24 protein-coding genes are annotated in these 21,707 nt (G+C 39.4%); 20 read left to right on the forward strand and 4 right to left on the reverse strand.

The genetic code is table 11. The annotated features are described in order from the left end of the window. Window positions 1-22: 22 nt before the first annotated feature. Window positions 23-1,249 (reverse strand): LVIVD repeat-containing protein, encoded by a 1,227-nt coding sequence (locus tag ACNI3T_RS08215; protein ID WP_418227393.1) that lies wholly within the window; start codon window positions 1,247-1,249, stop codon window positions 23-25. Window positions 1,250-1,393: 144 nt separating this feature from the next. Here ACNI3T_RS08215 and miaB point away from each other — a divergent pair, with 144 nt between their 5' ends. The 7 genes from miaB to groL all read left to right on the forward strand — a co-directional run bounded on the left by miaB (window position 1,394) and on the right by groL (window position 8,053). Next, entirely contained in the window at window positions 1,394-2,839 is a 1,446-nt protein-coding gene (gene miaB / locus ACNI3T_RS08220) for a tRNA (N6-isopentenyl adenosine(37)-C2)-methylthiotransferase MiaB (protein WP_418227394.1), read from the forward strand. A 61-nt stretch (window positions 2,840-2,900) separates the two neighbouring features. Next, window positions 2,901-4,166, forward strand: a complete 1,266-nt coding sequence (locus tag ACNI3T_RS08225) for a sigma-54 dependent transcriptional regulator (RefSeq protein ID WP_322301329.1) — start codon at window positions 2,901-2,903, stop codon at window positions 4,164-4,166. Between the two features lie 3 nt (window positions 4,167-4,169). Continuing rightward, on the forward strand, window positions 4,170-4,676 hold the full coding sequence (gene lptE / locus ACNI3T_RS08230; protein WP_322301328.1) for an LptE family protein: 507 nt from the start codon (window positions 4,170-4,172) through the stop codon (window positions 4,674-4,676). After that, the gene (locus tag ACNI3T_RS08235; protein WP_418227395.1) at window positions 4,676-5,551 is read left to right on the forward strand and encodes a hypothetical protein; all 876 of its coding nucleotides are present in this window, start codon (window positions 4,676-4,678) and stop codon (window positions 5,549-5,551) included. The genes lptE and ACNI3T_RS08235 overlap by 1 nt, the downstream gene beginning before the upstream one ends. 2 nt (window positions 5,552-5,553) lie before the next feature. Continuing rightward, window positions 5,554-5,886: a preprotein translocase subunit SecG gene (secG, locus tag ACNI3T_RS08240; RefSeq protein ID WP_418227396.1), complete on the forward strand. Its 333-nt coding sequence runs from the start codon at window positions 5,554-5,556 to the stop codon at window positions 5,884-5,886. A gap of 150 nt (window positions 5,887-6,036) precedes the next feature. After that, entirely contained in the window at window positions 6,037-6,312 is a 276-nt protein-coding gene (locus tag ACNI3T_RS08245; RefSeq protein WP_026913982.1) for a co-chaperone GroES, read from the forward strand. A 100-nt stretch (window positions 6,313-6,412) separates the two neighbouring features. Next, window positions 6,413-8,053 (forward strand): chaperonin GroEL, encoded by a 1,641-nt coding sequence (gene groL, locus ACNI3T_RS08250; protein WP_418227397.1) that lies wholly within the window; start codon window positions 6,413-6,415, stop codon window positions 8,051-8,053. Between the two features lie 50 nt (window positions 8,054-8,103). Here groL and ACNI3T_RS08255 read toward each other — a convergent pair whose 3' ends face one another. Beyond that, complete coding sequence (locus tag ACNI3T_RS08255; protein ID WP_418227398.1) at window positions 8,104-8,580, reverse strand: SRPBCC domain-containing protein; 477 nt, start codon at window positions 8,578-8,580, stop codon at window positions 8,104-8,106. Window positions 8,581-8,652: 72 nt separating this feature from the next. Here ACNI3T_RS08255 and ACNI3T_RS08260 point away from each other — a divergent pair, with 72 nt between their 5' ends. Beyond that, window positions 8,653-10,134 (forward strand): SLC13 family permease, encoded by a 1,482-nt coding sequence (locus ACNI3T_RS08260; RefSeq protein WP_418227399.1) that lies wholly within the window; start codon window positions 8,653-8,655, stop codon window positions 10,132-10,134. Here ACNI3T_RS08260 and ACNI3T_RS08265 read toward each other — a convergent pair. Further along, complete coding sequence (locus tag ACNI3T_RS08265) at window positions 10,131-11,171, reverse strand: AraC family transcriptional regulator (RefSeq protein ID WP_322301324.1); 1,041 nt, start codon at window positions 11,169-11,171, stop codon at window positions 10,131-10,133. The genes ACNI3T_RS08260 and ACNI3T_RS08265 overlap by 4 nt on opposite strands. 294 nt (window positions 11,172-11,465) lie before the next feature. Between ACNI3T_RS08265 and ACNI3T_RS08270 the strand changes: the two genes are divergently transcribed. From ACNI3T_RS08270 to ACNI3T_RS08310, 9 genes are all read left to right on the forward strand, one after another. Next, window positions 11,466-11,642 (forward strand): hypothetical protein, encoded by a 177-nt coding sequence (locus ACNI3T_RS08270; RefSeq protein ID WP_295178331.1) that lies wholly within the window; start codon window positions 11,466-11,468, stop codon window positions 11,640-11,642. A 63-nt stretch (window positions 11,643-11,705) separates the two neighbouring features. Next, window positions 11,706-12,041: an arsenosugar biosynthesis-associated peroxidase-like protein gene (locus tag ACNI3T_RS08275; RefSeq protein ID WP_418227400.1), complete on the forward strand. Its 336-nt coding sequence runs from the start codon at window positions 11,706-11,708 to the stop codon at window positions 12,039-12,041. Between the two features lie 44 nt (window positions 12,042-12,085). Beyond that, window positions 12,086-13,141: an arsenosugar biosynthesis radical SAM (seleno)protein ArsS gene (gene arsS / locus ACNI3T_RS08280; protein WP_418227401.1), complete on the forward strand. Its 1,056-nt coding sequence runs from the start codon at window positions 12,086-12,088 to the stop codon at window positions 13,139-13,141. Between the two features lies 1 nt (window position 13,142). After that, window positions 13,143-13,640 (forward strand): rhodanese-like domain-containing protein, encoded by a 498-nt coding sequence (locus tag ACNI3T_RS08285; protein WP_418227402.1) that lies wholly within the window; start codon window positions 13,143-13,145, stop codon window positions 13,638-13,640. Next, on the forward strand, window positions 13,641-14,255 hold the full coding sequence (locus ACNI3T_RS08290) for a TIGR04282 family arsenosugar biosynthesis glycosyltransferase (RefSeq protein WP_418227403.1): 615 nt from the start codon (window positions 13,641-13,643) through the stop codon (window positions 14,253-14,255). Next, complete coding sequence (locus tag ACNI3T_RS08295) at window positions 14,245-15,057, forward strand: purine-nucleoside phosphorylase (RefSeq protein WP_418227404.1); 813 nt, start codon at window positions 14,245-14,247, stop codon at window positions 15,055-15,057. The genes ACNI3T_RS08290 and ACNI3T_RS08295 overlap by 11 nt, the downstream gene beginning before the upstream one ends. After that, the gene (gene arsM / locus ACNI3T_RS08300; protein ID WP_418227405.1) at window positions 15,058-16,026 is read left to right on the forward strand and encodes an arsenosugar biosynthesis arsenite methyltransferase ArsM; all 969 of its coding nucleotides are present in this window, start codon (window positions 15,058-15,060) and stop codon (window positions 16,024-16,026) included. Window positions 16,027-16,039: 13 nt separating this feature from the next. After that, entirely contained in the window at window positions 16,040-16,828 is a 789-nt protein-coding gene (locus ACNI3T_RS08305; RefSeq protein ID WP_418227406.1) for a DUF547 domain-containing protein, read from the forward strand. 5 nt (window positions 16,829-16,833) lie between these two features. Next, window positions 16,834-17,520, forward strand: a complete 687-nt coding sequence (locus ACNI3T_RS08310; RefSeq protein WP_418227407.1) for a TIGR04283 family arsenosugar biosynthesis glycosyltransferase — start codon at window positions 16,834-16,836, stop codon at window positions 17,518-17,520. On the opposite strand, the gene ACNI3T_RS08315 is transcribed toward ACNI3T_RS08310, so the two are convergent. Beyond that, complete coding sequence (locus ACNI3T_RS08315; protein WP_418227408.1) at window positions 17,510-18,538, reverse strand: glycoside hydrolase family 113; 1,029 nt, start codon at window positions 18,536-18,538, stop codon at window positions 17,510-17,512. The two genes, ACNI3T_RS08310 and ACNI3T_RS08315, sit on opposite strands and share 11 nt — an antisense overlap. Before the next feature lie 95 nt (window positions 18,539-18,633). Between ACNI3T_RS08315 and ACNI3T_RS08320 the strand changes: the two genes are divergently transcribed. From ACNI3T_RS08320 to ACNI3T_RS08330, 3 genes are all read left to right on the forward strand, one after another. Continuing rightward, a complete protein-coding gene (locus ACNI3T_RS08320) occupies window positions 18,634-19,920 on the forward strand; it encodes an NAD(P)/FAD-dependent oxidoreductase (RefSeq protein ID WP_418227409.1) in 1,287 nt (428 codons plus the stop codon). Beyond that, entirely contained in the window at window positions 19,920-21,515 is a 1,596-nt protein-coding gene (locus tag ACNI3T_RS08325; RefSeq protein WP_418227410.1) for a 4Fe-4S binding protein, read from the forward strand. The genes ACNI3T_RS08320 and ACNI3T_RS08325 overlap by 1 nt, the downstream gene beginning before the upstream one ends. A 55-nt stretch (window positions 21,516-21,570) precedes the next feature. Then, window positions 21,571-21,707: glycosyltransferase (locus tag ACNI3T_RS08330; protein WP_418227872.1), on the forward strand; the 137-nt coding region annotated here is incomplete at its 3' end.

Raw genomic sequence — 21,707 nt, forward strand, 5'->3', positions numbered from 1 at the left:
AAACCAAACAAAAAAAGGGTCATCAATTCAAAGAGAATGTACTAATTAAATTAACCTCGTTACCCTTATAGGAATATTGGGATAGTGTATTATCCCCGATCATTAGCAGCTTGTCATCAAGAGGAATGACATCATAGGTGTTAATGTTTGTAAATTGATCTACAAGACTAAGATCGGGGGTGTTTTTGGTATCAAAAATTTTCAGCCCTTCATCACCATCGCAAACAAAAAGCCAGTCATCCTTTACGCCTAAGCCAAAGGGATTATTCATTTCGTAGGAATTTACAATTCTTGGATTGTTCTTGTTTGAAACATCCACAACATCCAGTTGATTAAAATTTTGTCCGCAATTGTTCCCGCCACGAATGGTCACGTATGCGTAGTTATCTTTTACAACCACAGGATCACAGCCCAATACGTGCTGAAGGAAAGAAACCTGCTGGGGAGACTGCGGATTCTCCAGGTCATAGATATACATTCCAGTAGCACTACCCAGATATAGATGATCCTGATAATGGAAAATTGTTTCTATGTTCCATCCTGCATATTCGCTGCTTAGCTCAACTGGATTAGAGGGATTACTAATATCCACTACAGAGAGTTCGCTTTCTTCAGCTATATATAATAATTCGTCATTGATTGTGAACCTGGCCATACTTCCGCCAGTACCAGATCCACCACCATCTGCTTCAGAAAAGAATGGCTCGTTGACCAGATCGCCTCTAGCATACTCTATTTTCCTGGATTCAGTTATATAGCCTATAATAACTTCAGTAGTATGATCAAAATTTTCAAAGTCGACGAAACTTACCTGTCCTGGTGGATTGCGATAGTAATTAGGAAAAATATCTTTGACTCTGCCAGCCTCCTTAATAGCATTCATGTCACTAAGATCGAAAACGACCAGGTCCATCCCATTATTTGCGTATAGCATATTATTTCTAATGGCCACATCTGTATTTCGTGGGATCTTTAAAAACTGAACTTTTACGGGATTGAATGGGTCGGTATTGTTGATGATGTGAACACCTTCGTTTTTGTCATTGATGAATATATAATTCTGCCAGGCGTAGATCTTTCCCGATTCCTTGATTTCCCGGGGAGCCTGAATTTCTACGGAAGCACGAAAATCAGCGATGGACTGAGTTACGGGTACTGCAACTGTAGTGAACTCATCATCACTATCCTCCTCACAAGAGGTGAAGAGGAAAAGTGGTGATAGTAGTAACACAAAAATTAAATTTTTCATGTGTAATTGTGGTTAGGTATCTGTTAGATGCTATACTTTCGAAAAGGTTGCGTAAGATTTAAGAAAATTTTTTCTGTCACTTTGTCAGAACCCTGTTTAATTCTATCTTTGCGATTCTAAAAACCCGGAGGTTAGTATAGATTTATGGAGAAGACAATAGACGAAAAAAAGCAAGGGAACTCTTTAGTCATGGAGCCTAAAGCTGAAAATACCCGGAAACTTTTTATTGAAAGTTTTGGATGCGCAATGAACTTCAGTGATTCAGAAATAGTTGCTTCCATTCTTAGTAAAGAGGGTTTTAATACTACTCAAAAGTTAGAAGAGGCAGATCTTGTTCTGGTAAATACCTGCTCGATTCGTGATAAAGCGGAGCAAACTGTTAGAAAAAGACTTGAAAAATATAATGCTGTTAAAAGAATAAACCCGGGAATGAAAGTGGGAGTGCTCGGTTGTATGGCAGAGCGTCTTAAAAGTAAATTCCTGGAAGAAGAGAAGATCGTGGATATGGTCGTGGGGCCAGATGCTTATAAAGATCTTCCAAACCTTGTGAGTGAAATAGAAGAAGGAAGAAGTGCCATGAACGTACTTCTAAGCAAGGAGGAGACTTACGGAGATATTTCTCCGGTACGCCTGCAAAGTAATGGCGTTTCAGCATTTGTATCCATTACCCGAGGTTGTGATAATATGTGTACTTTTTGCGTGGTTCCGTTTACCCGCGGTCGTGAACGCAGTCGTGATCCTCAAAGTATTTTAGAAGAGGTGAACGATCTGGCAAATAAAGGTTTTAAAGAGATCACCTTATTAGGTCAGAATGTAGATAGTTATCTATGGTACGGTGGCGGACTAAAAAAAGACTTTAAAAATGCTACTGAAATTCAGAAGGCGACGGCGACAGATTTCTCTCAGCTTCTGAAACTTGTTGCAGAAGCACATCCTAAAATGAGAATAAGATTCTCAACTTCCAATCCACAGGACATGACACTTGATGTAATCAAAATGGTGGCTAAATATCCTAATATTTGTAACTATATACATTTACCGGTTCAATCTGGAAGTAACCGAATTTTAAAAGCGATGAACAGGTTGCATACCCGCGAAGAATATTTTGAGCTTATTAGAAATATCAGGGAGATGATTCCTAACTGCGGGATTTCTCAGGATATGATCACCGGCTTTCCAACAGAAACTGAAGAGGATCACCAGGATACCTTGTCCTTAATGGAGAAAGTTGTTTACGATTTCGGTTATATGTATGCCTATTCTGAAAGACCCGGAACTATGGCTGAGAGAAAGCTGGTAGATGATGTGCCTCATGAGGTGAAGAAAAGACGCCTACAGGAAATCGTAGATCTTCAGCAGAAGCATAGTAAACAACGAACAAAACGTTTCTTAGGTGAAATCACCGAAGTCCTGATCGAAAGAGAATCAAAAAAATCTGATAAACACTGGAGTGGTAGGAATTCTCAAAATACCGTTGTGGTTTTTGATAAGGAAGATTATAAGATAGGTGATTTTGTAAACGTAAAAATAAATGACTGCACCAGTGCTACTCTCATAGGAGAACCAGTAGGATATAGTGATAATAATTAACAAGAATAATGACGTTCTTCTCACTTGTACTGAAGAATGTCTAATAATACTGAAGTTTTAAATGGAATCAGTTCAGGCAATTAAACAGCGATTTGGAATTATTGGAGATGATCCAAAGCTTAATCGTGCAGTAGAAAAGGCAATTCAGGTTGCGCCCACAGATATTTCAGTACTTGTTACCGGAGAAAGTGGAGTTGGTAAGGAAAGTATTCCGAAGATCATACACGCGCTTTCTCATCGTAAACATGGGAAGTACATCGCAGTGAACTGTGGAGCAATTCCTGAAGGAACTATCGATAGTGAATTGTTCGGACACGAAAAAGGTGCATTTACCGGTGCTACTCAAACCAGAAGTGGTTATTTCGAGGTAGCCGATGGTGGGACCATATTTCTTGATGAGGTAGGGGAGTTACCGTTGCCAACGCAGGTAAGACTGCTTCGTGTGCTGGAGAATGGTGAATTTATAAAAGTAGGTTCTTCAAAAGTTCAGAAAACCGATGTTCGTATCGTAGCTGCTACGAATATTAATATGTTCGAAAACATCAAAAAGGATAAATTCCGGGAAGATCTTTATTACCGTTTGAGCACGGTGGAAATTGCATTGCCGCCATTAAGAGAAAGAAAAGGTGATATTCATCTGCTTTTCAGGAAGTTTGCGTCAGATTTCGGATTAAAATATAAGATGCCTACGATAAAGCTTGATGATGAAGCAGTTGCTTTGTTGTTAAAATATCGTTGGGGAGGAAACATTCGGCAGTTACGAAATATTGCAGAGCAGGTTTCCGTTCTGGAACAGAAGAGAAATATTAGCGGCGATGAATTAAGACAATATCTTCCGGATATTGGCAGCAATTTACCAGCAGTAATTTCAGATAAAAAGAAAGAAGGAGATTTCAGCAATGAGAGAGAGATCCTTTATAAGGTCTTATTCGATATGAAAAGTGACCTGAACGATTTGAAGAAATTAACACTGAAGTTAATGCAGGAAGGAGATAGCCAACAGGTTCAGGATGAGAATGAAGGTCTTATTGAAAAGATCTACGGAAATAGCGGTGATGATATTGATGAAGCAGATATTGATGAAGATGAGCTGAACGTACTTCAAATTCCGCAACAAAATTCTTCATCACCAAGTCAGGAAGAAAAGGATAAGTATTATTTTGCTGAAGAGATCGAAGAGGAAGAAACACTTTCTCTTCAGGATAAAGAGTTGGAGCTTATCAAAAAGTCGCTGGAAAGACACAGTGGAAAGCGCAAGGCGGCGGCGGAAGAATTAGGAATAAGTGAACGAACTTTATATCGAAAGATCAAACAATACAATCTATAATAAATGACGAGAATTCTTAGCATTATTACGGTATTACTGGTTAGTTTGAGTTTATCTTCCTGTATGTCCTATTCGTTTACGGGAGCAGATACGGGAGATGCCGAAACATTTCAGGTAAATTTCTTCCAGAATAATGCAGATCTTGTGGAACCTGGTATAGACCGTTCATTCACGATCTCTTTGCAGGACCTTATTCAAAATCAAACAAGTTTAAGTCTTACTAATACCAATGGAGATTTGATCTTTGAAGGTGAAATTACACAGTTCTACGTGTCGCCAATGTCTGCTACTGCTGAGGATACCGCTGCTCAAAGTAGACTGACCATTGCAGTAAACGTTCGTTATTACAATACACTGGAACCAGAAAAGGATTTTGAAAAGCGTTTTTCTTTCTATTATGATTATCCGGCACAGCAACAATTGATAGGGGCAAACCTGGAGACCGCGCTGGATGAGATCTATACGAGAATTACGCAGGATATTTTTAACGCAGCGCTTACCGACTGGTAATGGAAAAAAAAGCACTCATTGACTTACTGAACTCTCCTGCGGAAATCACTAAAGAACAAACGCGGGAACTGGAAATTTTGCTGGAGAAAGCACCCTATTTTCAGGCGGCTCGCGCTATAAGACTGAAGGGGCTGAAAGAACATCAGGAATTCAGTTACAATTCAGCATTAAAAAAAACCGCCGCATATACCGCAGACCGTGATATTCTTTTTGATTTTATTACTTCTGAAGAATTTAATCAAAACACGATCGCCAGACAAATCAGGCAGCAGGAAGACCGACTGAAGGAAATGACGGTCTACGAACATGAAGAAGTTCATGGAAGGCGAAGTATAGATCTGGATGATGCGATCAAAATGAAGCAGTCTGAATCTGAACGTGTAATGGATCCTGCACTGTTCGAACGGGCGCAGTTGAAAGATAATTCTTCAGGGTCTGCGAATACCAGTGGAGCTTCCGAAGAAGATAACCTGGAAATTGGGAAGCCTTTGGAATTTGATCAAAAGGAATCTCATTCATTCTCAGAATGGTTAAAATTAACCACGGCAGAACCCGTAGAAAGAGAGAACGAACCTGAAGACGCAGAAAACGGAGATCGCCAGAGAAAATTTGATCTCATTGAAGAGTTTATTGCTAAAAATCCTAAGATCAAACCCGTTAAATCTGTTTCTAAAAATAATCTTGCTGAAGATTCAATGACCAGCCAGGAGTCACTAATGACAGAGACTTTAGCGCGTGTTTACCTCGAGCAGAAAAACTATAAAAAAGCCATTCAGGCATATAAAATATTAATTTTGAAAAATCCCGAAAAAAGTGGTTTCTTTGCAGACCAAATTCGGGCAATAGAAAAATTACAAGACACTAATAACGATTAAGAATGAGCACATTCACTATATTTTTAGCTTTAATAATTATCGTAGCATTTTTGCTGGTAGTTGTGATCATGGTTCAAAACCCTAAGGGTGGTGGACTTTCTTCATCATTTGGTGGCGGTGGTCAGCAAATGGGAGGAGTTAAAAAGACGACAGACTTTTTAGATAAATCTACCTGGACACTTGCAACTTTATTGCTTGTTTTGATCCTGCTTTCTAACGTAGCTATCATGGATACGCCAACAGAAGCCGGAACTAGGGTTTTCGAAAGTGACGAACCTGTAAATACTGAAATGCCTGCAGCTCAACCAGCGACACAAACTGACAGTGAGCAGTAGATAAGATACTCAACAACATTTGAAAATGCCAGCTTATGACAAGCTGGCATTTTTTTTTGCCTTATGGCAGAGATTAAGAGCTGGCATAATTTTAGAAATATGTCTCCCGTATTTGAAAAATTAATTAACCTAATAATAAAATTTAATAAAATGGGACTAAACATTAAGCCGCTTTCAGACAGGGTTGTAATTGAGCCTGTTGCTGCAGAGAACAAGACTGCTTCTGGTATCATTATTCCTGAAACAGCTAAAGAAAAACCTCAAAAAGGTAAAGTTGTAGCTGTTGGTGGAGGTACCAAAGATCATGAAATGACAGTTAAAGAAGGTGATACAGTTCTTTACGGTAAATATGCCGGAACAGAGCTAAAGCTGGAAGGAACTGATTATCTGATCATGCGGGAAGATGATATACTAGCGATAGTATAAGTTTCACTTCAATTTTCCGGCAGCCGCTGGAATTTATAATCGAAAAATTAATTAACCAATTATTCTGTAGTCTTACTATAGAAGATTAAAAATTATAAAGATGGCAAAAGATATAAAATTTGATATTCAGGCTCGTAATGGGATCAAACGTGGTGTTGATGCATTGGCGAATGCTGTAAAAGTAACTTTAGGACCTAAAGGTCGTAACGTAATTATCAGTAAATCTTTTGGTGCACCGACAGTAACTAAAGATGGTGTAACTGTAGCAAAAGAAATTGAACTTGAGGATCCATTAGAAAATATGGGAGCTCAGATGGTGAAGGAAGTTGCTTCCAAAACCAATGATCTTGCCGGTGATGGAACAACTACTGCTACCGTTCTTGCTCAGGCTATTGTAAAAGAAGGTCTAAAGAATGTTGCTGCAGGTGCTAATCCAATGGACCTGAAACGTGGTATCGACAAAGCTGTAGAATCTCTTACAGCAGATCTTGCAAAGCAAACGAAAGAAGTAGGTGATTCTTCTGAAAAAATTAAGCAGGTGGCATCTATTTCTGCTAACAATGACGATGTTATTGGTGATTTGATCGCTCAGGCATTCGGAAAAGTTGGAAAAGAAGGTGTGATCACTGTAGAAGAAGCTAAAGGAACAGAAACTTATGTTGATGTTGTAGAAGGAATGCAGTTTGATAGAGGATACTTATCTCCTTACTTCGTAACTAATTCTGAGAAAATGACGGCAGATCTTGAAGATCCATATATCCTTCTTTTCGACAAGAAGATCTCTTCCATGAAAGATTTACTTCCTGTATTGGAGCCGGTAGCTCAGTCTGGAAAGCCTCTATTAATCATTGCTGAAGATGTTGATGGTGAAGCTCTTGCTACGCTGGTAGTTAACAAACTTCGTGGATCATTGAAGATCGCTGCAGTGAAAGCTCCAGGATTTGGTGACCGTAGAAAAGCAATGTTAGAAGATATCGCTATCCTTACTGGTGGTACGGTAATTTCTGAAGAAAGAGGATTTACTTTAGAGAATGCTACTATCGATATGTTGGGTACTGCTGAAAAAGTAGCGATCGATAAGGATAATACTACGATCGTTAATGGAGCTGGTAACAATGATGATATCCAGAGCAGAGTAAACCAGATCAAATCTCAAATCGAGTCTACTACTTCAGATTATGATAGAGAAAAGCTTCAGGAGCGTTTGGCTAAATTAGCTGGTGGTGTTGCCGTACTTTACGTGGGTGCAGCTTCAGAAGTTGAAATGAAAGAGAAGAAAGACAGAGTAGATGATGCACTTCATGCAACCAGAGCGGCTGTAGAAGAAGGTATCGTTGCAGGTGGTGGTGTTGCATTAGTTAGAGCTCAGGCTGTACTAAGCAAGATCAAAACTGAAAATGCTGATGAAGCAACTGGAGTTCAGATCGTTTCTAAAGCTATCGAATCTCCATTGAGAACTATCGTGCAGAATGCTGGAGGTGAAGGTTCAGTAGTGATCAACAAAGTACTTGAAGGAAAGAATGACTTTGGTTATGATGCCAAAACAGATACTTACGTAGATATGCTGAAAGCTGGTATTATTGATCCTAAGAAAGTAACAAGAGTAGCATTAGAAAATGCAGCTTCAGTTGCTGGAATGATCCTTACAACCGAATGTGCGCTTATTGATATTCCGGAAGATAATGCCGGAGGTGGTGGAATGCCACAAGGAATGGGCGGCGGTATGCCAGGAATGATGTAATTATCAATTCATATAATTAGAAAACCCGGCAATTTGCCGGGTTTTTTTATTCAGGGTTTTTGATCATTTCGTAAGAACTCAAAAGCACCCTTTCTTAAATTGATACCATATTCAAGATAGGCTTTGAGACAGGCCAGAAAATTTGCCCAACCTTCCGAGTTTCTGCCGAGCCAGGCAATCCCTTCAGCGTCATTTTGCATTCCTTCTTCTGTAATAGAAACCAAGGTTTGATCTTCTTCAATTTCAATAAGTTCGAAAGTTACCGTTGTAATATGGTTTTCGGCACCTTCCCATGTCAGTATTATAATTGCAGGAAACTCGACTTTTAATACCTCTATTGAGAATGCAACGAACTTGAATTCCGGAAATTTCCAGGTGATCTGCTTACCTGCTATGAGATCTGAACTTGCTTCAGAAATAAAAAATTTACTTAACTCCTTCCTGTCAATTATTGTCTGGAAGACCTCTTCCCTGCTTTTTGCGACCTGAATTTTTGTGCTAATGCTAAGCTTCTCTGGATTATTCATAAACTGAATATGGCTTTCTTATTTGAATTTCGCTGAAAGGAAATAATCTATATCTTCAGCTTTTTGAAATATATGAATTCCAGACTAAAAATAATAGCGCTCATAGCCGGGCCACTTCTCTTTTTTGTTCTACAGCTGTTGGGTAGACCTGATTCTATGCCTGAAGCGGCGTTTGATGTTCTCTGTATAACTTTATGGATGGCGATCTGGTGGATCTCTGAAGCTATTCCTATTGCGGTCACTGCTTTATTACCAATTATACTTTTTCCACTTACCGGAGTTGTAAGTATAGAAGATACGACCGCAGCTTTTGGTCATAAATACGTCTTTTTGTACCTGGGCGGGTTTATCCTCGCGGTGGCTATCGAAAGGTGGGGTTTGCATAAAAGGATCGCACTAAGTATCATTCAGTTAATAGGTGCAGACATTAAAATGATCATATTTGGATTTATGGTGGCAACGGCATTTCTTTCCATGTGGATCAGCAATACTGCTACATCTGTAATGATGCTGCCCATTGGAACTGCAATTATTAGCCAGTTAAAAGACAATCCATTAAGTGAAGAAGATGAAAATACGATTTTTGGAAAAGCGCTTATGTTAGCTATTGCTTACAGTGCTTCGATTGGCGGAATTGCAACATTAATAGGTACACCGCCCAATCTGGTTTTTGCCGGGATCGTGGAAGAAATATATGGGATAGAAATTAGCTTTACCAAATGGATCATTCTGGGCTTACCTGTTTCTATCATTTTGCTATTTATCTGTTGGAAGTACCTTACCAGTAAAGCTTTTAGTTTTACACAAAGTGAATTTCCAGGCGGAAAGGCTGAGATCGACCGTCTCAAAGCCCAGTTAGGTAGTATGAGTATACAGGAGAAAAGAGTTTTAGCAGTTTTTGCCATTACCGCATTTTGCTGGATAACCAGGAGTTATATCATTCAGCCCTTTTTGCCATTTATAGACGACACTATTATTGCAATGATCGCGGCAGTAGCTCTGTTTCTAATTCCTGCAGGTAAAAGTGGTAGAAAACTGGTGACATGGGAAGAAGCGGTTAAAGTTCCCTGGGGAATTATTCTATTATTTGGAGGAGGAATGGCGCTCGCAAAGGGTTTTGGGCAAAGCGGTCTTGCAATCTGGATAGGGGAGCAATTAACGAATCTAGAAAATTTACCGTTATTGTTACTTGTGGTAGTATTGATCGCTGCTGTAAATTTTCTAACCGAGGTGACTTCTAACCTGGCGACAACTGCCATGCTTTTACCCATTCTAGCATCTATGGCTATAGCGCTGGAGCTACATCCCTATTTCTTGATGGTTGGAGCTACTCTGTCTGCCTCCTGTGCATTTATGCTACCAGTTGCAACTCCCCCGAATGCTGTAGTTTTTGGGTCAGGTTATCTTAGGATTCCAGATATGATGAAAACAGGCATATGGATGAATATAGGCAGCATAGTATTGCTAAGCCTGATAGTCTATTTTCTACTACCGTATTTATGGAACTTTGATCCCGAGGTGATTCCGCAGAAATTTTTAGGAGATGGATCTTAGTTTTCTTCGAATTCTTCTTCTTTGATACTTGCTTTTGTTTGCAGGAAATACTTAGGACTCACTCCATATTTCTCTTTGAAGATTTTAGAGAAATAACTACGATTGTTGAGTCCGATGGAGGTTACAATTTCTGAGATGTTCTTTTCTGAAAGTTTCAGCATTTCTTTGGCAGCTTCTAACTTAATATGCTGCATATATTTATTTACAGTAAGATCGTAAACATACTTAAAGCCTTCCTGAAGTTTATTCACATTAGTTCCAGCCTCTTTCGCAAGGGTTTCTACGGAAAGATTTGTGCTAAGATCACCCTGTATTCTTTTGGCAACATAGTTCACCTTTTCAATATCAGACTTTCTTAGGATCTTTGGCAGGTTCTCGCCATTCTCGTCATCCTGGTACTGGTCTATCTGTATGGTAAGCATTTCAAATGCTTTGGCTTCCAGAAACAGGTTACGAAGAAATCCGGTAAAATCCTTAGTATTAATCTCATCCATTAAGTCTGCTGACTTTATACTGTAATTTCCCTGGTAGAAAAATTGCTTCTTCGAAACTGCATCTTTGAATAGTTCCTTAAGTGTCGGATCAAGATCTTTGAAATCATAATTAGAACGATGAGCGAAAACAGATCTAATGATCTCCAGGCTCGAGACATGGGTTTGGACATCCTTTTTGAAGTAAAGAATATGCCCGTCATATCCACTACTGCTCACAACAATGTTCTGGTACGTGTCAATACTATGTTCATCATCGCTATGTTGAAAGCAATGACTAATACTCCCTTCAGAACAGAAGATGAATTTTAAAGGGTGTACTGTGTTTAGAGAAAAATGAATTTCAACATCCTGCGAAAATTTACAATTGTAGGTAATATAGCCCATCCCGGAGTCAAAACTAATACCTCGAATAATTCCTTCACCGATGTCTGAGGGGATTTCAACTAGAAGTTCTCCGCTACGATTTTGTACATCTGCATCCAGCGATTGCGCTATATTTTGCACAATCTCATTAACTGGCAGCGTTTGAACATCAATTCTCATATTAATACAACTTATTTTTTCGCCTAATAAGATAAGCTTTTTACAAATAAAAATCTTAAAATTTTCGTTCGTAAAATTAATGCTTGTGTGAAAAAATTAAGAATTTGGAATAGAGAAACTGTCAATAGAGATAATGGTTATGCGAAAAACGTTAGTGTTCTAGGTAGTTCCAGAAGCAAAGTGTAAAACCTAAACTAATTTTGCGAAATTGGTTAAATTGAAAAACTTTGTTAAAAATATAAGCCTGATTCAATAGGCTAAGAATTTGCTTTATTTTTCAGTAAAACTATCAATATGAATAAAGATAAAGACAGATCATCGCCTGTACCTAAGGAAGATCGTGACAGTGAACAAAAAGTAAATCAATCAACAGAAACCAGAACTCAGAATTCCAGTTCTAAGTTATGGATAGTAATCGCGATAGTAGCCCTATTTTTACTTATTATACTTTCTATAACCGGGGTGCTATAGTTTAAAACTGTAGCTTCGGTTTTTTCGTAATTATTAGTATTAACACATATAAGAAAATAGTAAATGGCTAAAAACTATTATGATCCTGCAGACCTTAGAAAATTTGGAGAGATTACTGAATGGAGCGAAGAGCTTGGTAAAAAGTTTTTTGACTACTATGGTAAAGTATTTGAAGAAGGAGCTCTCTCTGCCCGTGAAAAGTCATTGATCGCTCTTGCAGTATCCCACGTTGTTAAATGCCCATATTGTATAGATGCATACACTAAAGATGGCTTGCAACGCGGTATCACCAAGGAAGAGATGATGGAAGCAGTTCATGCCGGTGCCGCAATTGAAAGTGGAGCTACTCTTGTACATGGTGTGCAGATGATGAATAAGTATAAAAAGCTAAGTATGTAAGTTTTTTCTGATTTGAAGAACTAAACATACGTAGAAACAACTATATGATTACAAAATCCCTGAAGGCGCGTAAGGACGATCTTTCAAGCCCCAAGAACCAGTTAGAATTTTTAAGCGAAGGCATATTTGAAGAAGGCGAACTCCCTTATTTCAGGGATAAGATCGCAGAAACGCTCAACCTGCCATTTAAACCCAAAAAACTCGAAATCTTACAACTGAATCTTGGTTATATGTGTAATCAAGTTTGTTCTCATTGCCATGTAGATGCCGGTCCTGATCGTAAGGAGATCATGACGGTAGAAACCATGGAGCAATGTCTGGAAGTTATCAAGAATACTGGAGCTCATACGCTGGACCTTACTGGTGGTGCCCCAGAAATGAATCCTAATTTTAGATGGTTTGTGGAAGAGGCAGCTAAGGCCGGGATAAAGGATTTCATTGTTAGATCTAATCTAACGATCATTCTCGCCAACAAGAAGTACCACGATCTACCGGAATTCTTTAAGAAACATAATGTCCACGTGGTTTCGTCATTACCATTTTACAAAAGAGAAAAAACCGATAAGCAACGAGGTAGTGGTGTTTTTGACAAGTCCATCAAGGCACTGCAAATGTTAAACGCCGTAGGTTACGCGCAGGAAGGCACAGGTTTAAAACTGGATCTGGTCTATAATCCTTCCGGTGCATTTTTACCTACAGATCAACAGGCGATGGAGCAGGACTTTAAAAAGGCTTTGAAAGAAGACTTTAATATCGATTTTGGCAGTCTATTTGCAATTACAAATCTACCCATAAGCCGATTCTTAGAATATCTTATAGCTTCTGAAAATTATGAAGATTATATGTATGCGCTGGTAGAAGCTTATAATCCAGCAGCCGTCGAAAATGTGATGTGTACCAATACGATTTCCATTAGTTGGGACGGCTGGTTATATGATTGTGATTTTAACCAGATGCTCGAATTAAAAGTGAATTCTAAAGTTCAGCATATTAGTGAATACAACGAAGACATTTTGAATGATCGAAATATTATCATTTCACAACATTGCTATGGTTGTACTGCTGGAGCAGGCAGTAGTTGCCAGGGAACAGTAGCTTAATATGAAATTACGGGGGATTTTATTCAGCTTAATTTTTTTCATTGGAACTTCCGGGGTTACTCAAAACGCCCTGGATGACCTGTTGAAAAAATACAATTCAGGCGATGTTCCATATACTTCCGTAGAGCAATTGCGCATGGATCAATTAAATGAAGAAGTGGTCATCCTAGATGCACGGGAAGGCATTGAATACGAAACCAGTCATCTTAAGGATTCCAAATTTATAGGTTCTAACAATCTCGATCTGAGTATTCTGGATTCAATTTACCGGGATAAGCAGATCGTAGTATACTGTTCCGTAGGAATTAGATCAGAGAAAATTGCACGTAAGGTTCGGGATCTGGGATTTGAAGATGTGAAAAATCTTTACGGAGGAATTTTCGAATGGAAAAATACTGGTTATCCTGTTTATGATAATAAAGGCAAGAAAACCGAAAAAATTCATACTTATTCAAAATACTGGTCGAAATATCTTAAGAACGGCGAAAAAATTTACTAGGTGTCCAAAGAAAATCTGCTAATCATATTTACGAAAAATCCTGTCCTGGGAAAGGTCAAAACCAGGCTGGCCAAAGGAGTAGGAGATAAGAAAGCTCTTGAAATTTATAAATTTCTGCTGAAGCATACTAAGGATGTAACCAGTAAGCTTAAGGTAAGCAAGCAGGTTTATTACGCCTGGAATATCGCTGAAAATGACATCTGGGATAATGGAGGTTTTCAGAAAAGATTGCAGGTAGAAGGAGATCTGGGAGAGAAGATGGAAGCTGCTTTCAAAGCTGGATTCGACGAAGGCTACAAGAAAATTGTGATTATTGGAAGTGATCTTTACGATCTTGACACAACAGAACTTGAAAATGCTCTCGAAGAACTTGAAGCTCACGACTATGTAATTGGACCCGCTGAAGATGGTGGATATTACCTTTTGGGGATGAAATCATTAAATTCAGCTTTGTTCATCAACAAAGCCTGGAGTACTTCCAGTGTATTCGAGCAAAGTCTTCAGGATATGCAGGAGGGAACTTATATAGCGCTGCCACTAAAAAACGATATAGATACGCTGGAGGATATCAAAGATCATCCGGCTTTTCAAAAAATTATAAATAATGACAGATAGAATAAACGAATCGGTAGATTATTTAAAATCCAAAGGATTTGGAGAACCCGAAGTTGGGATCATATTAGGTACAGGTTTAGGTAAACTACTGGACGATGTAGAAATTGAAGTAACTGCCAGTTATAATCATATCCCATATTTTCCAACTGCCACGGTGGAATTTCACAAGGGGAAACTAATTTTTGGAACCCTTGCAGGAAAGAAAGTAGTCATCATGCAGGGGAGATTCCACCTATATGAAGGTTACAGCCTTTTTGATGTTACATTCCCGGTAAGAGTGATGAAACGTTTAGGGATGAAGCGTTTGCTGGTTTCCAATGCTTCCGGAGCGATCAATCTGGATTATGGTAAAGGTGAGTTGATGCTTATCGATGACCATATTAATCTTCAGGGTGGTTCGCCACTGGCTTTTCACGGCGTTGAACATTTGGGAGAACGTTTTGTGGACATGAGCGAACCTTATGATAAATCCATGAACGAGCAATTTGAACATACCGCAAAAGAGCTGAATATTACTTTGCATAAAGGTGTATATGCTTCGGTATTGGGACCTCAACTGGAAACAAGAGCAGAGTACCGTTATTTAAAGACGATCGGTGCAGATGCTGTTGGAATGAGCACAGTGCCTGAAGTGATCGTTGCCAATCATTTAGGAATCCCTGTTTCAGCAATCTCTGTGATCACAGATAAAGGAGATCCGGATAATCTTGAAAAGGTAGATATTCAGGAAATTCTGGCAATGGCTGCCAAAGCAGAACCTGACATGGTCAAACTATTTAAAGAATTACTTAAGAAATTATAAATGAGTTATTTAGATATTACGAAAGACGTTTACCGTGAGGCTGCACTTACACCAGATGTGGGACTTTGCTGCACCACGAACCCGATCTGGGAACTTCCGGGATTAAAGATTCCGAAGATCATGCAGGAGATGAATTATGGTTGTGGTTCTACCGTGCATGCCCGGGATCTGACTAATAATCCGCGTACACTTTATGTGGGTGTAGGTGGCGGAATGGAACTTTTACAGTTCGCTTATTTTTCCCGAATGAAATCGGGAGTGGTTGGAGTAGACGTGGTGGATGAAATGCTGGAAGCGTCCCGCAAGAACTTTGTGGAGGCGGAAGCCCAGAATCCATGGTTTAAATCTGAATTTGTTGATCTTAGAAAAGGAGATGCTACGGCATTGCCGGTGGAGGATAACTCTATAGATGTTGCCGCACAGAACTGTCTTTTCAATATTTTTAAAACTGAAGAGCTCACTCAGGCATTGAAGGAAATGTACCGTGTGTTAAAGCCACATGGAAGACTTGTAATGAGTGATCCAACCTGTGAGCAGGAGATGAATGATGAACTTCGAAATGACGAACGCTTAAGAGCGCTTTGTCTTTCCGGAAGCCTGAGCATCAAAGATTATGTGAAAGCATTGACAGATGCCGGCTTTGGAACTATCGAGATCAGGGCCAGAAAGCCTTATAGAATTCTGGATCCCAAAAATTACCCTACAGATGAATTGATCTATATCGAATCTATTGAAGTAGCCGCAATCAAAGATCCTATGCCAGAAGATGGGCCGTGTATCTTTACTGGAAAAGCTGCGATCTATTATGGAGATGAAGATCATTTTGATGATCAAAAAGGGCATATTTTATTGAAGAATCAGCCAATTGCAATTTGTGATAAAACTGCAGGTGCACTGGCAGATCTTAGAAGAGATGATGTATATATTAGTGAGTCCACCTGGCATTACGATGGTGGTGGATGTTGCTAGTTAAAAAAAAGCTATGAAGAAGGTATTTTTAAGTTTTCTGATCCTGGTTTCTGGGGCATTTATTTGTCAATCCTGTAACCTTATTTCGAGCGCAGGCTTTAATAGTAAAGGATTGCCTACGCCAGATTCTGCAAATACTTCTGCAGCTGCACAGGAGAAAGTAGATCATTCTGGCTGGGATCAACTATTGAAAAAGCATGTGGATGAAGACGGAATGGTAGATTATAAAGGTTTTCAGAAAGACCGGCCAGCACTTGATAAATATTTAAAGATGCTTTCTTCTATGCAGCCAGATGATACCTGGAATCGTGATCAACTTCTGGCATATTATATAAATCTATATAACGCATATACAGTCGATCTTATTCTTCGGAATTATCCAACGAAGAGTATTAAGGATATTTCCGGAGCATGGACTAAAGAGTTCGTCAAAATTGGAGACAAGGAAATTTCACTTGGTGCCATTGAAAATAGTCTGTTACGAAAAATGGATGAGCCAAGGATACACTTTGCAATCAATTGTGCGTCTATAAGCTGTCCAAAACTTATCAATGAAGCTTATACCAGTGAGAATATTGAAAAACAACTGGAAAAGGCTACAAATGAATTTATCAATTCAGATAAGAATGAAATCTCCCCTTCCCAACTAAAGCTTTCATCGATTTTTGATTGGTATAAGAATGATTTTACTGAAAATGGATCTTTGATCGAATACATAAATCAATATTCAGAAGTGAAGGTAAATTCGAATGCCCAGGTAGACTATAAGAACTACGACTGGAACCTGAATGAAGCAAAATAAGTTCTGTGATAAGTATAATTATCCCGGTTTATAATGAAGAGAAGCAGCTTCCGGCTTTGCTAAAATACCTGGAAACTGCTTCTTCTACTTATATACGGGAAATTCTTGTTGTCGATGGTGGAAGTACAGATGAAACTTCCCGTCTTGCCATCGAAAACCCAAAGGTTACCTATTATCTTTCTGAAAAAGGCCGGGCAGTTCAAATGAATTATGGCGCAAAAAAAGCCAGCAGTGAACTGTTATATTTCTTGCATGCCGATAGTTATCCACCAGAAAATTTTGATGATTTAATCATGGAGGCTGTCAGAAAAGGTAATGATTGCGGCTGTTTTCAAATGCGCTTTGACAAAGATCATTGGTGGCTAAACTTGATGGGACACTTCACAAAATTTAATCATTTATCATGTAGAGGAGGAGATCAATCCCTGTTCGTAACCAAAGATCTATTTGATTCCCTCAGAGGTTTTGATGAAAGTTATACGGTTTACGAAGACAACGAATTTATAAAACGCCTGTATGAGCATGGATCATTTACCGTGATCCGGAAGTGGCTTACAACTTCTGCACGTTTATACGAGCGCATGGGTGTCTGGAAAACACAAAAGCTATTCCTCGAGATCTACTGGAAAAGAAGATTTGGTGCAACTGCTGAAGATCTGCGTTCTCATTATTGCAAACGGATTAATTCCTGAAGCTGCCATAAAAGCTTTTCAACTCCTTTTCTGCCGGTTTATTCTGCGGAGTGAATCTGGAATTTTCGAGTCCGCCGCTATTGGTTCCCTGATGCCACTTCCAAAGAAAACCACCTGCAAACCATTCTTTAGACCAAACCTGTTCAAAAAGAACTTTATAAGCATTTGCCTGTAAATTTAAATTGAGACCGGGATGTTCCCGTTCAGAATTCCATGGCGTTTTCAAGGCATGGTCAATACTTCTATATCCAAATTCTGTAAAAATTATCTGCTTCTGAAATTTATTAGATACAGATTCAAGTGAACTAAGATGAGGTTCCCAGCCTTCTTTTATTTGATCAATATCGGGAGAAGCTTCGTCGCTTAGAGGAAAGTAAGCGTCCACGCCAATATAATCCAGTTCATCCCATATCGTAGTTTGATCAAATTTATCCCAGTTTTCAGCATAAGTGATCTGCCCGCTATATATTTTTCTTACTTCGGAAATCAGGTTTTTCCAGAAGTCGGGTCTGTTGCTTACAAAATTGAAAAGTTCGGTTCCGATACAGAATAATTCTACATTATGGTCTTCTGAAATTTCAGCATACAAAAGAATAAATTCAGCATAAGAATCTTCGAATTGCTTCCAGTCTTCTTCAGTTTCAAATTTAAGATCCCCCGTGAATGAACCATTCCTAATCCAGATCTGTGGCTTAACCATGATCTTTAACTTACGTTCTTTTAATTTTGAGACAGTATGCTCAATACCTTCCTTGCGTTCTCCAAACCACTGCCGATTAATGTTAAATTTTAGTTGAGGTTCCTGGCTGTCCGGTAGAAAACCAAAGGGCATGAGGGCAATGTAATTGGCTTCAGTTTCAACAACATAGTTAACTTCAGTATCAAGAATAGAGTCTCGTGAAGCCACCAGGCTAATACCATTCATTTTGGGTGATACTTTTTGTGTTTGACAGGATGCCGTAAGTAAACCGACCATTAGAAAGACCTGAATTACGATGAGTGCCGATTTCCACTGCATGATTGAGAGATTATTGAGGAGTAAAATTGGGTTTGTAGTTATTTTCAGTTTACTTTACTAAGTGCCTTCTGGCCTGTAGCAAATTATAAAAATATATGGAGCATATCGTCATCATTGGTAATGGAATTGCAGGCATCACTGCTGCCCGACATATTAGAAAAGCTTCAGACTGTAAGATCACCGTAATTTCCGGGGAATCTGACTATTTTTTCTCACGTACCGCTTTAATGTATGTTTATATGGGACATATGAAATGGGACCATCTAAAACCTTATGAAGACTGGTTCTGGGAAAAGAACCGGATAGAACTTAAGAATGCCTGGGTTGATCACATAGATTTTCAACATAAAGAACTTAAGTTTTCTTCCGAAGAAACATTGCACTACGACAAGCTTATTCTGGCTACCGGTTCCTTACCAAATCGCTTTGGCTGGCCCGGAAAAAATCTCAATGGCGTACAGGGATTGGTTACCAAACAGGACCTGGAAAAACTGGAAGAAATGACCTCCAGTATTAAACAAGCGGTAGTTATTGGTGGCGGACTCATTGGCGTGGAACTGGCAGAAATGTTGCATACACGCAAGATTCCGGTTACTTTATTAGTGAGAGAAAAAGGCTTTTGGAGCAGCGTATTACCAGAACAGGATGCAAAGATGATATCTGAGCATATCCTGGCGCATGGAATAGACCTTCGTCACGAAACAGAACTTGAGGAGATTCTTGGAGATGAACAGGGCAACGTTCGTGCTGTTAGGACCAAATCCGGGGAAGAGATCACTTGCGAATTTGTTGGTCTTTGCGCGGGTGTAAAACCTAATATCAGCTTTCTTGAGAACCTGGAAATCGAAACCGAAAAAGGCATTCTCGTGAACGAATTCCTTGAAACCAGTATTCCAGATGTCTATGCGATTGGCGATTGTGCACAACAGAGAAAGGCTATAGGAGAAAGAAAACCGGTAGAAGCAGTATGGTACACCGGCAGGCTCATGGGCGAAACTTTAGCCAGAACGATTACTGGAAACCGAACTCCCTACCAACCGGGAAATTGGTTTAATTCAGCTAAATTCTTCGATATCGAATATCAAACTTACGGCTGGGTATTCAATAAACCCAGGCCAAATGAGCAGCATTTTCACTGGCAGCACGAAAGTGGAGAAAAGGCAATTACGATCGCTTTTGATACTGAAACAGGAAAGTTTAAGGGCATCAATACCTTCGGAATAAGAATGCAACAGGAAGTATTCGATCATTGGCTGAATGAAGGAAAGACCATAAATCACGTATTATCAAACCTAAAAGCAGCCAATTTTGATCCCGAATTTTATGAACATCACGAAGCTGAGATCTTTAAAAGTTTTAAAAACAATTTACAAAGCACCTAATGAGTAGAATTGAACAAAATATGTCGGTAACCGGCGAAGCTGCAGCATCTCTCAATACAGGACAAAAATTATCGACTTTGCTTGGGATGTCTGGACTCATCATTCTGTGTCTTGCTGCTTTCAATCTAAGTTTCCCTAACAAGGTTCTTTGGCTAAGTATTGCTCTAGGATCGATCACTGCAGGAATTGTGTGGTTTGCTCAGGCTACCTATTCGAGCACTCATGCAGGCATTAAGAACGACGGAGTCTGGTTTAAAAGTATGACCAGCCGCGGTTACGTGGCTTATCTTACCGGTGTTGGATTGACCGGGTTCTATATATTGCTCTATTTCTATCCCCAATATCTTGGTTTAAGGGCAGAAGGGGATAACATAGGATTGATCGCTCTTTTCGATCCTCTGAGTTATTTTTTAAGCGGAAATCCAGCGAGTCAGTGGTTCGTATATGGAACTTTGTATACCATCGCTATTCTGGCCTTTGGAGTGAAATTCCTATGGAAATACCGGCATAATCGCTATGAGAAATTAAGAACTTTTAGTGTGATGTTCTTTCAGCTGGCATTCGCATTTCTTATTCCTGAATTTATGTCCAGGCTTAATGATGATGGGATGAACCTTCCGTACTACGATCTTAAGAATATCTGGCCGCTTAATTATTATAATTTCGAACAATACCGGGTAGATGGTTTTCTTTCATCAGGTAATATAGGACTGGCTTTGCTTATTTTCGGTGTAGTTTCAATTTTCGTGATCACCCCGATTCTGACTTATAAATACGGAAAAAGATGGTACTGTAGCTGGGTTTGTGGTTGTGGAGGTCTCGCTGAAACTGCAGGTGATCCTTACCGTCAACTTTCAGATAAGAGTCTTTTCGCCTGGAAAGTTGAGCGATGGGTGGTGCATAGCGTGCTTGTTTTTGTGGTTTTGATGACTACCGCTGTCATCTACAGTTACCTTGGTTATGATTCTTCAAAATACTGGCTTACACGGGATGTCTTCCTTATTGGTGTTGGGACATTTCTCACCTTGCTTTTTGCAGCGATCTGGTATTTTAAAAGAGAAGAATTGCAGAAGGACGCACGATACGGTGCAATTGGATACCTCGTAATCATCCTGGGATTAATAGCTTTTCACTATTTCAGCGGGCAGGACTTATTCTTATTTAATGCAGAAAGCCTTCGCCAGGCTTATGGTTTCCTGATAGGTGCAATCTTTAGCGGAGTCATTGGAACCGGCTTTTATCCCATTTTCGGAAATCGCGTATGGTGCAGATTTGGTTGCCCAATGGCGGCAGTTTTAGGAATGCAACAACGTCTATTCTCAAAATTCAGAATTACGACCAACGGCGGCCAGTGTATTTCCTGCGGAAACTGTTCTACTTATTGTGAAATGGGGATAGATGTACGAGCATACGCACAAAAAGGTGAGAATATCGTTCGATCCAGTTGTGTTGGCTGCGGAATCTGCTCAGCGGTTTGTCCAAGAGGTGTACTCAAACTGGAGAATGGTTCCACCAATAACCGGATCACGGCAGAAGATGGAGTTGTTGGGGATAATGTAGATCTTTTGGATCTTCTGAAGCAGAAAAGCTTATAATTTGTAAGGAGTTCGCTTATTTTCGCACTTCTTAAGCTGAACTGAATAACTGCCCATGCATTCTTCCATAAAAGTGATCATTCCGGCCTATAATGAAGCCGATTCGATTGGTTTGGTGATCGCTGCTATTCCTGATATTGTGGAAGAAGTCATTGTGGTTAGCAATAATTCTACAGATGCTACTGAAGCAAA

Origin of the sequence: Christiangramia qingdaonensis (assembly GCF_048381525.1) — a bacterium.
GTDB lineage: Bacteria > Bacteroidota > Bacteroidia > Flavobacteriales > Flavobacteriaceae > Christiangramia.

What these genes read in the sequence shown, in the direction of transcription:
- lptE (WP_322301328.1), top strand. Translation starts at nt 4,170, where the DNA reads ATGACGAGAATTCTTAGCATTATTACGGTATTACTGGTTAGTTTGAGT.
- ACNI3T_RS08285 (WP_418227402.1), top strand. Translation starts at nt 13,143, where the DNA reads ATGAAATTACGGGGGATTTTATTCAGCTTAATTTTTTTCATTGGAACT.
- ACNI3T_RS08270 (WP_295178331.1), top strand. Translation starts at nt 11,466, where the DNA reads ATGAATAAAGATAAAGACAGATCATCGCCTGTACCTAAGGAAGATCGT.
- ACNI3T_RS08265 (WP_322301324.1), bottom strand. Translation starts at nt 11,171, where the DNA reads ATGAGAATTGATGTTCAAACGCTGCCAGTTAATGAGATTGTGCAAAAT.
- ACNI3T_RS08215 (WP_418227393.1), bottom strand. Translation starts at nt 1,249, where the DNA reads ATGAAAAATTTAATTTTTGTGTTACTACTATCACCACTTTTCCTCTTC.
- ACNI3T_RS08260 (WP_418227399.1), top strand. Translation starts at nt 8,653, where the DNA reads ATGAATTCCAGACTAAAAATAATAGCGCTCATAGCCGGGCCACTTCTC.
- ACNI3T_RS08225 (WP_322301329.1), top strand. Translation starts at nt 2,901, where the DNA reads ATGGAATCAGTTCAGGCAATTAAACAGCGATTTGGAATTATTGGAGAT.
- groL (WP_418227397.1), top strand. Translation starts at nt 6,413, where the DNA reads ATGGCAAAAGATATAAAATTTGATATTCAGGCTCGTAATGGGATCAAA.
- ACNI3T_RS08325 (WP_418227410.1), top strand. Translation starts at nt 19,920, where the DNA reads ATGAGTAGAATTGAACAAAATATGTCGGTAACCGGCGAAGCTGCAGCA.
- arsS (WP_418227401.1), top strand. Translation starts at nt 12,086, where the DNA reads ATGATTACAAAATCCCTGAAGGCGCGTAAGGACGATCTTTCAAGCCCC.
- arsM (WP_418227405.1), top strand. Translation starts at nt 15,058, where the DNA reads ATGAGTTATTTAGATATTACGAAAGACGTTTACCGTGAGGCTGCACTT.
- ACNI3T_RS08315 (WP_418227408.1), bottom strand. Translation starts at nt 18,538, where the DNA reads ATGCAGTGGAAATCGGCACTCATCGTAATTCAGGTCTTTCTAATGGTC.
- secG (WP_418227396.1), top strand. Translation starts at nt 5,554, where the DNA reads ATGAGCACATTCACTATATTTTTAGCTTTAATAATTATCGTAGCATTT.
- ACNI3T_RS08255 (WP_418227398.1), bottom strand. Translation starts at nt 8,580, where the DNA reads ATGAATAATCCAGAGAAGCTTAGCATTAGCACAAAAATTCAGGTCGCA.
- ACNI3T_RS08305 (WP_418227406.1), top strand. Translation starts at nt 16,040, where the DNA reads ATGAAGAAGGTATTTTTAAGTTTTCTGATCCTGGTTTCTGGGGCATTT.
- ACNI3T_RS08275 (WP_418227400.1), top strand. Translation starts at nt 11,706, where the DNA reads ATGGCTAAAAACTATTATGATCCTGCAGACCTTAGAAAATTTGGAGAG.
- ACNI3T_RS08295 (WP_418227404.1), top strand. Translation starts at nt 14,245, where the DNA reads ATGACAGATAGAATAAACGAATCGGTAGATTATTTAAAATCCAAAGGA.
- ACNI3T_RS08245 (WP_026913982.1), top strand. Translation starts at nt 6,037, where the DNA reads ATGGGACTAAACATTAAGCCGCTTTCAGACAGGGTTGTAATTGAGCCT.
- miaB (WP_418227394.1), top strand. Translation starts at nt 1,394, where the DNA reads ATGGAGAAGACAATAGACGAAAAAAAGCAAGGGAACTCTTTAGTCATG.
- ACNI3T_RS08320 (WP_418227409.1), top strand. Translation starts at nt 18,634, where the DNA reads ATGGAGCATATCGTCATCATTGGTAATGGAATTGCAGGCATCACTGCT.
- ACNI3T_RS08235 (WP_418227395.1), top strand. Translation starts at nt 4,676, where the DNA reads ATGGAAAAAAAAGCACTCATTGACTTACTGAACTCTCCTGCGGAAATC.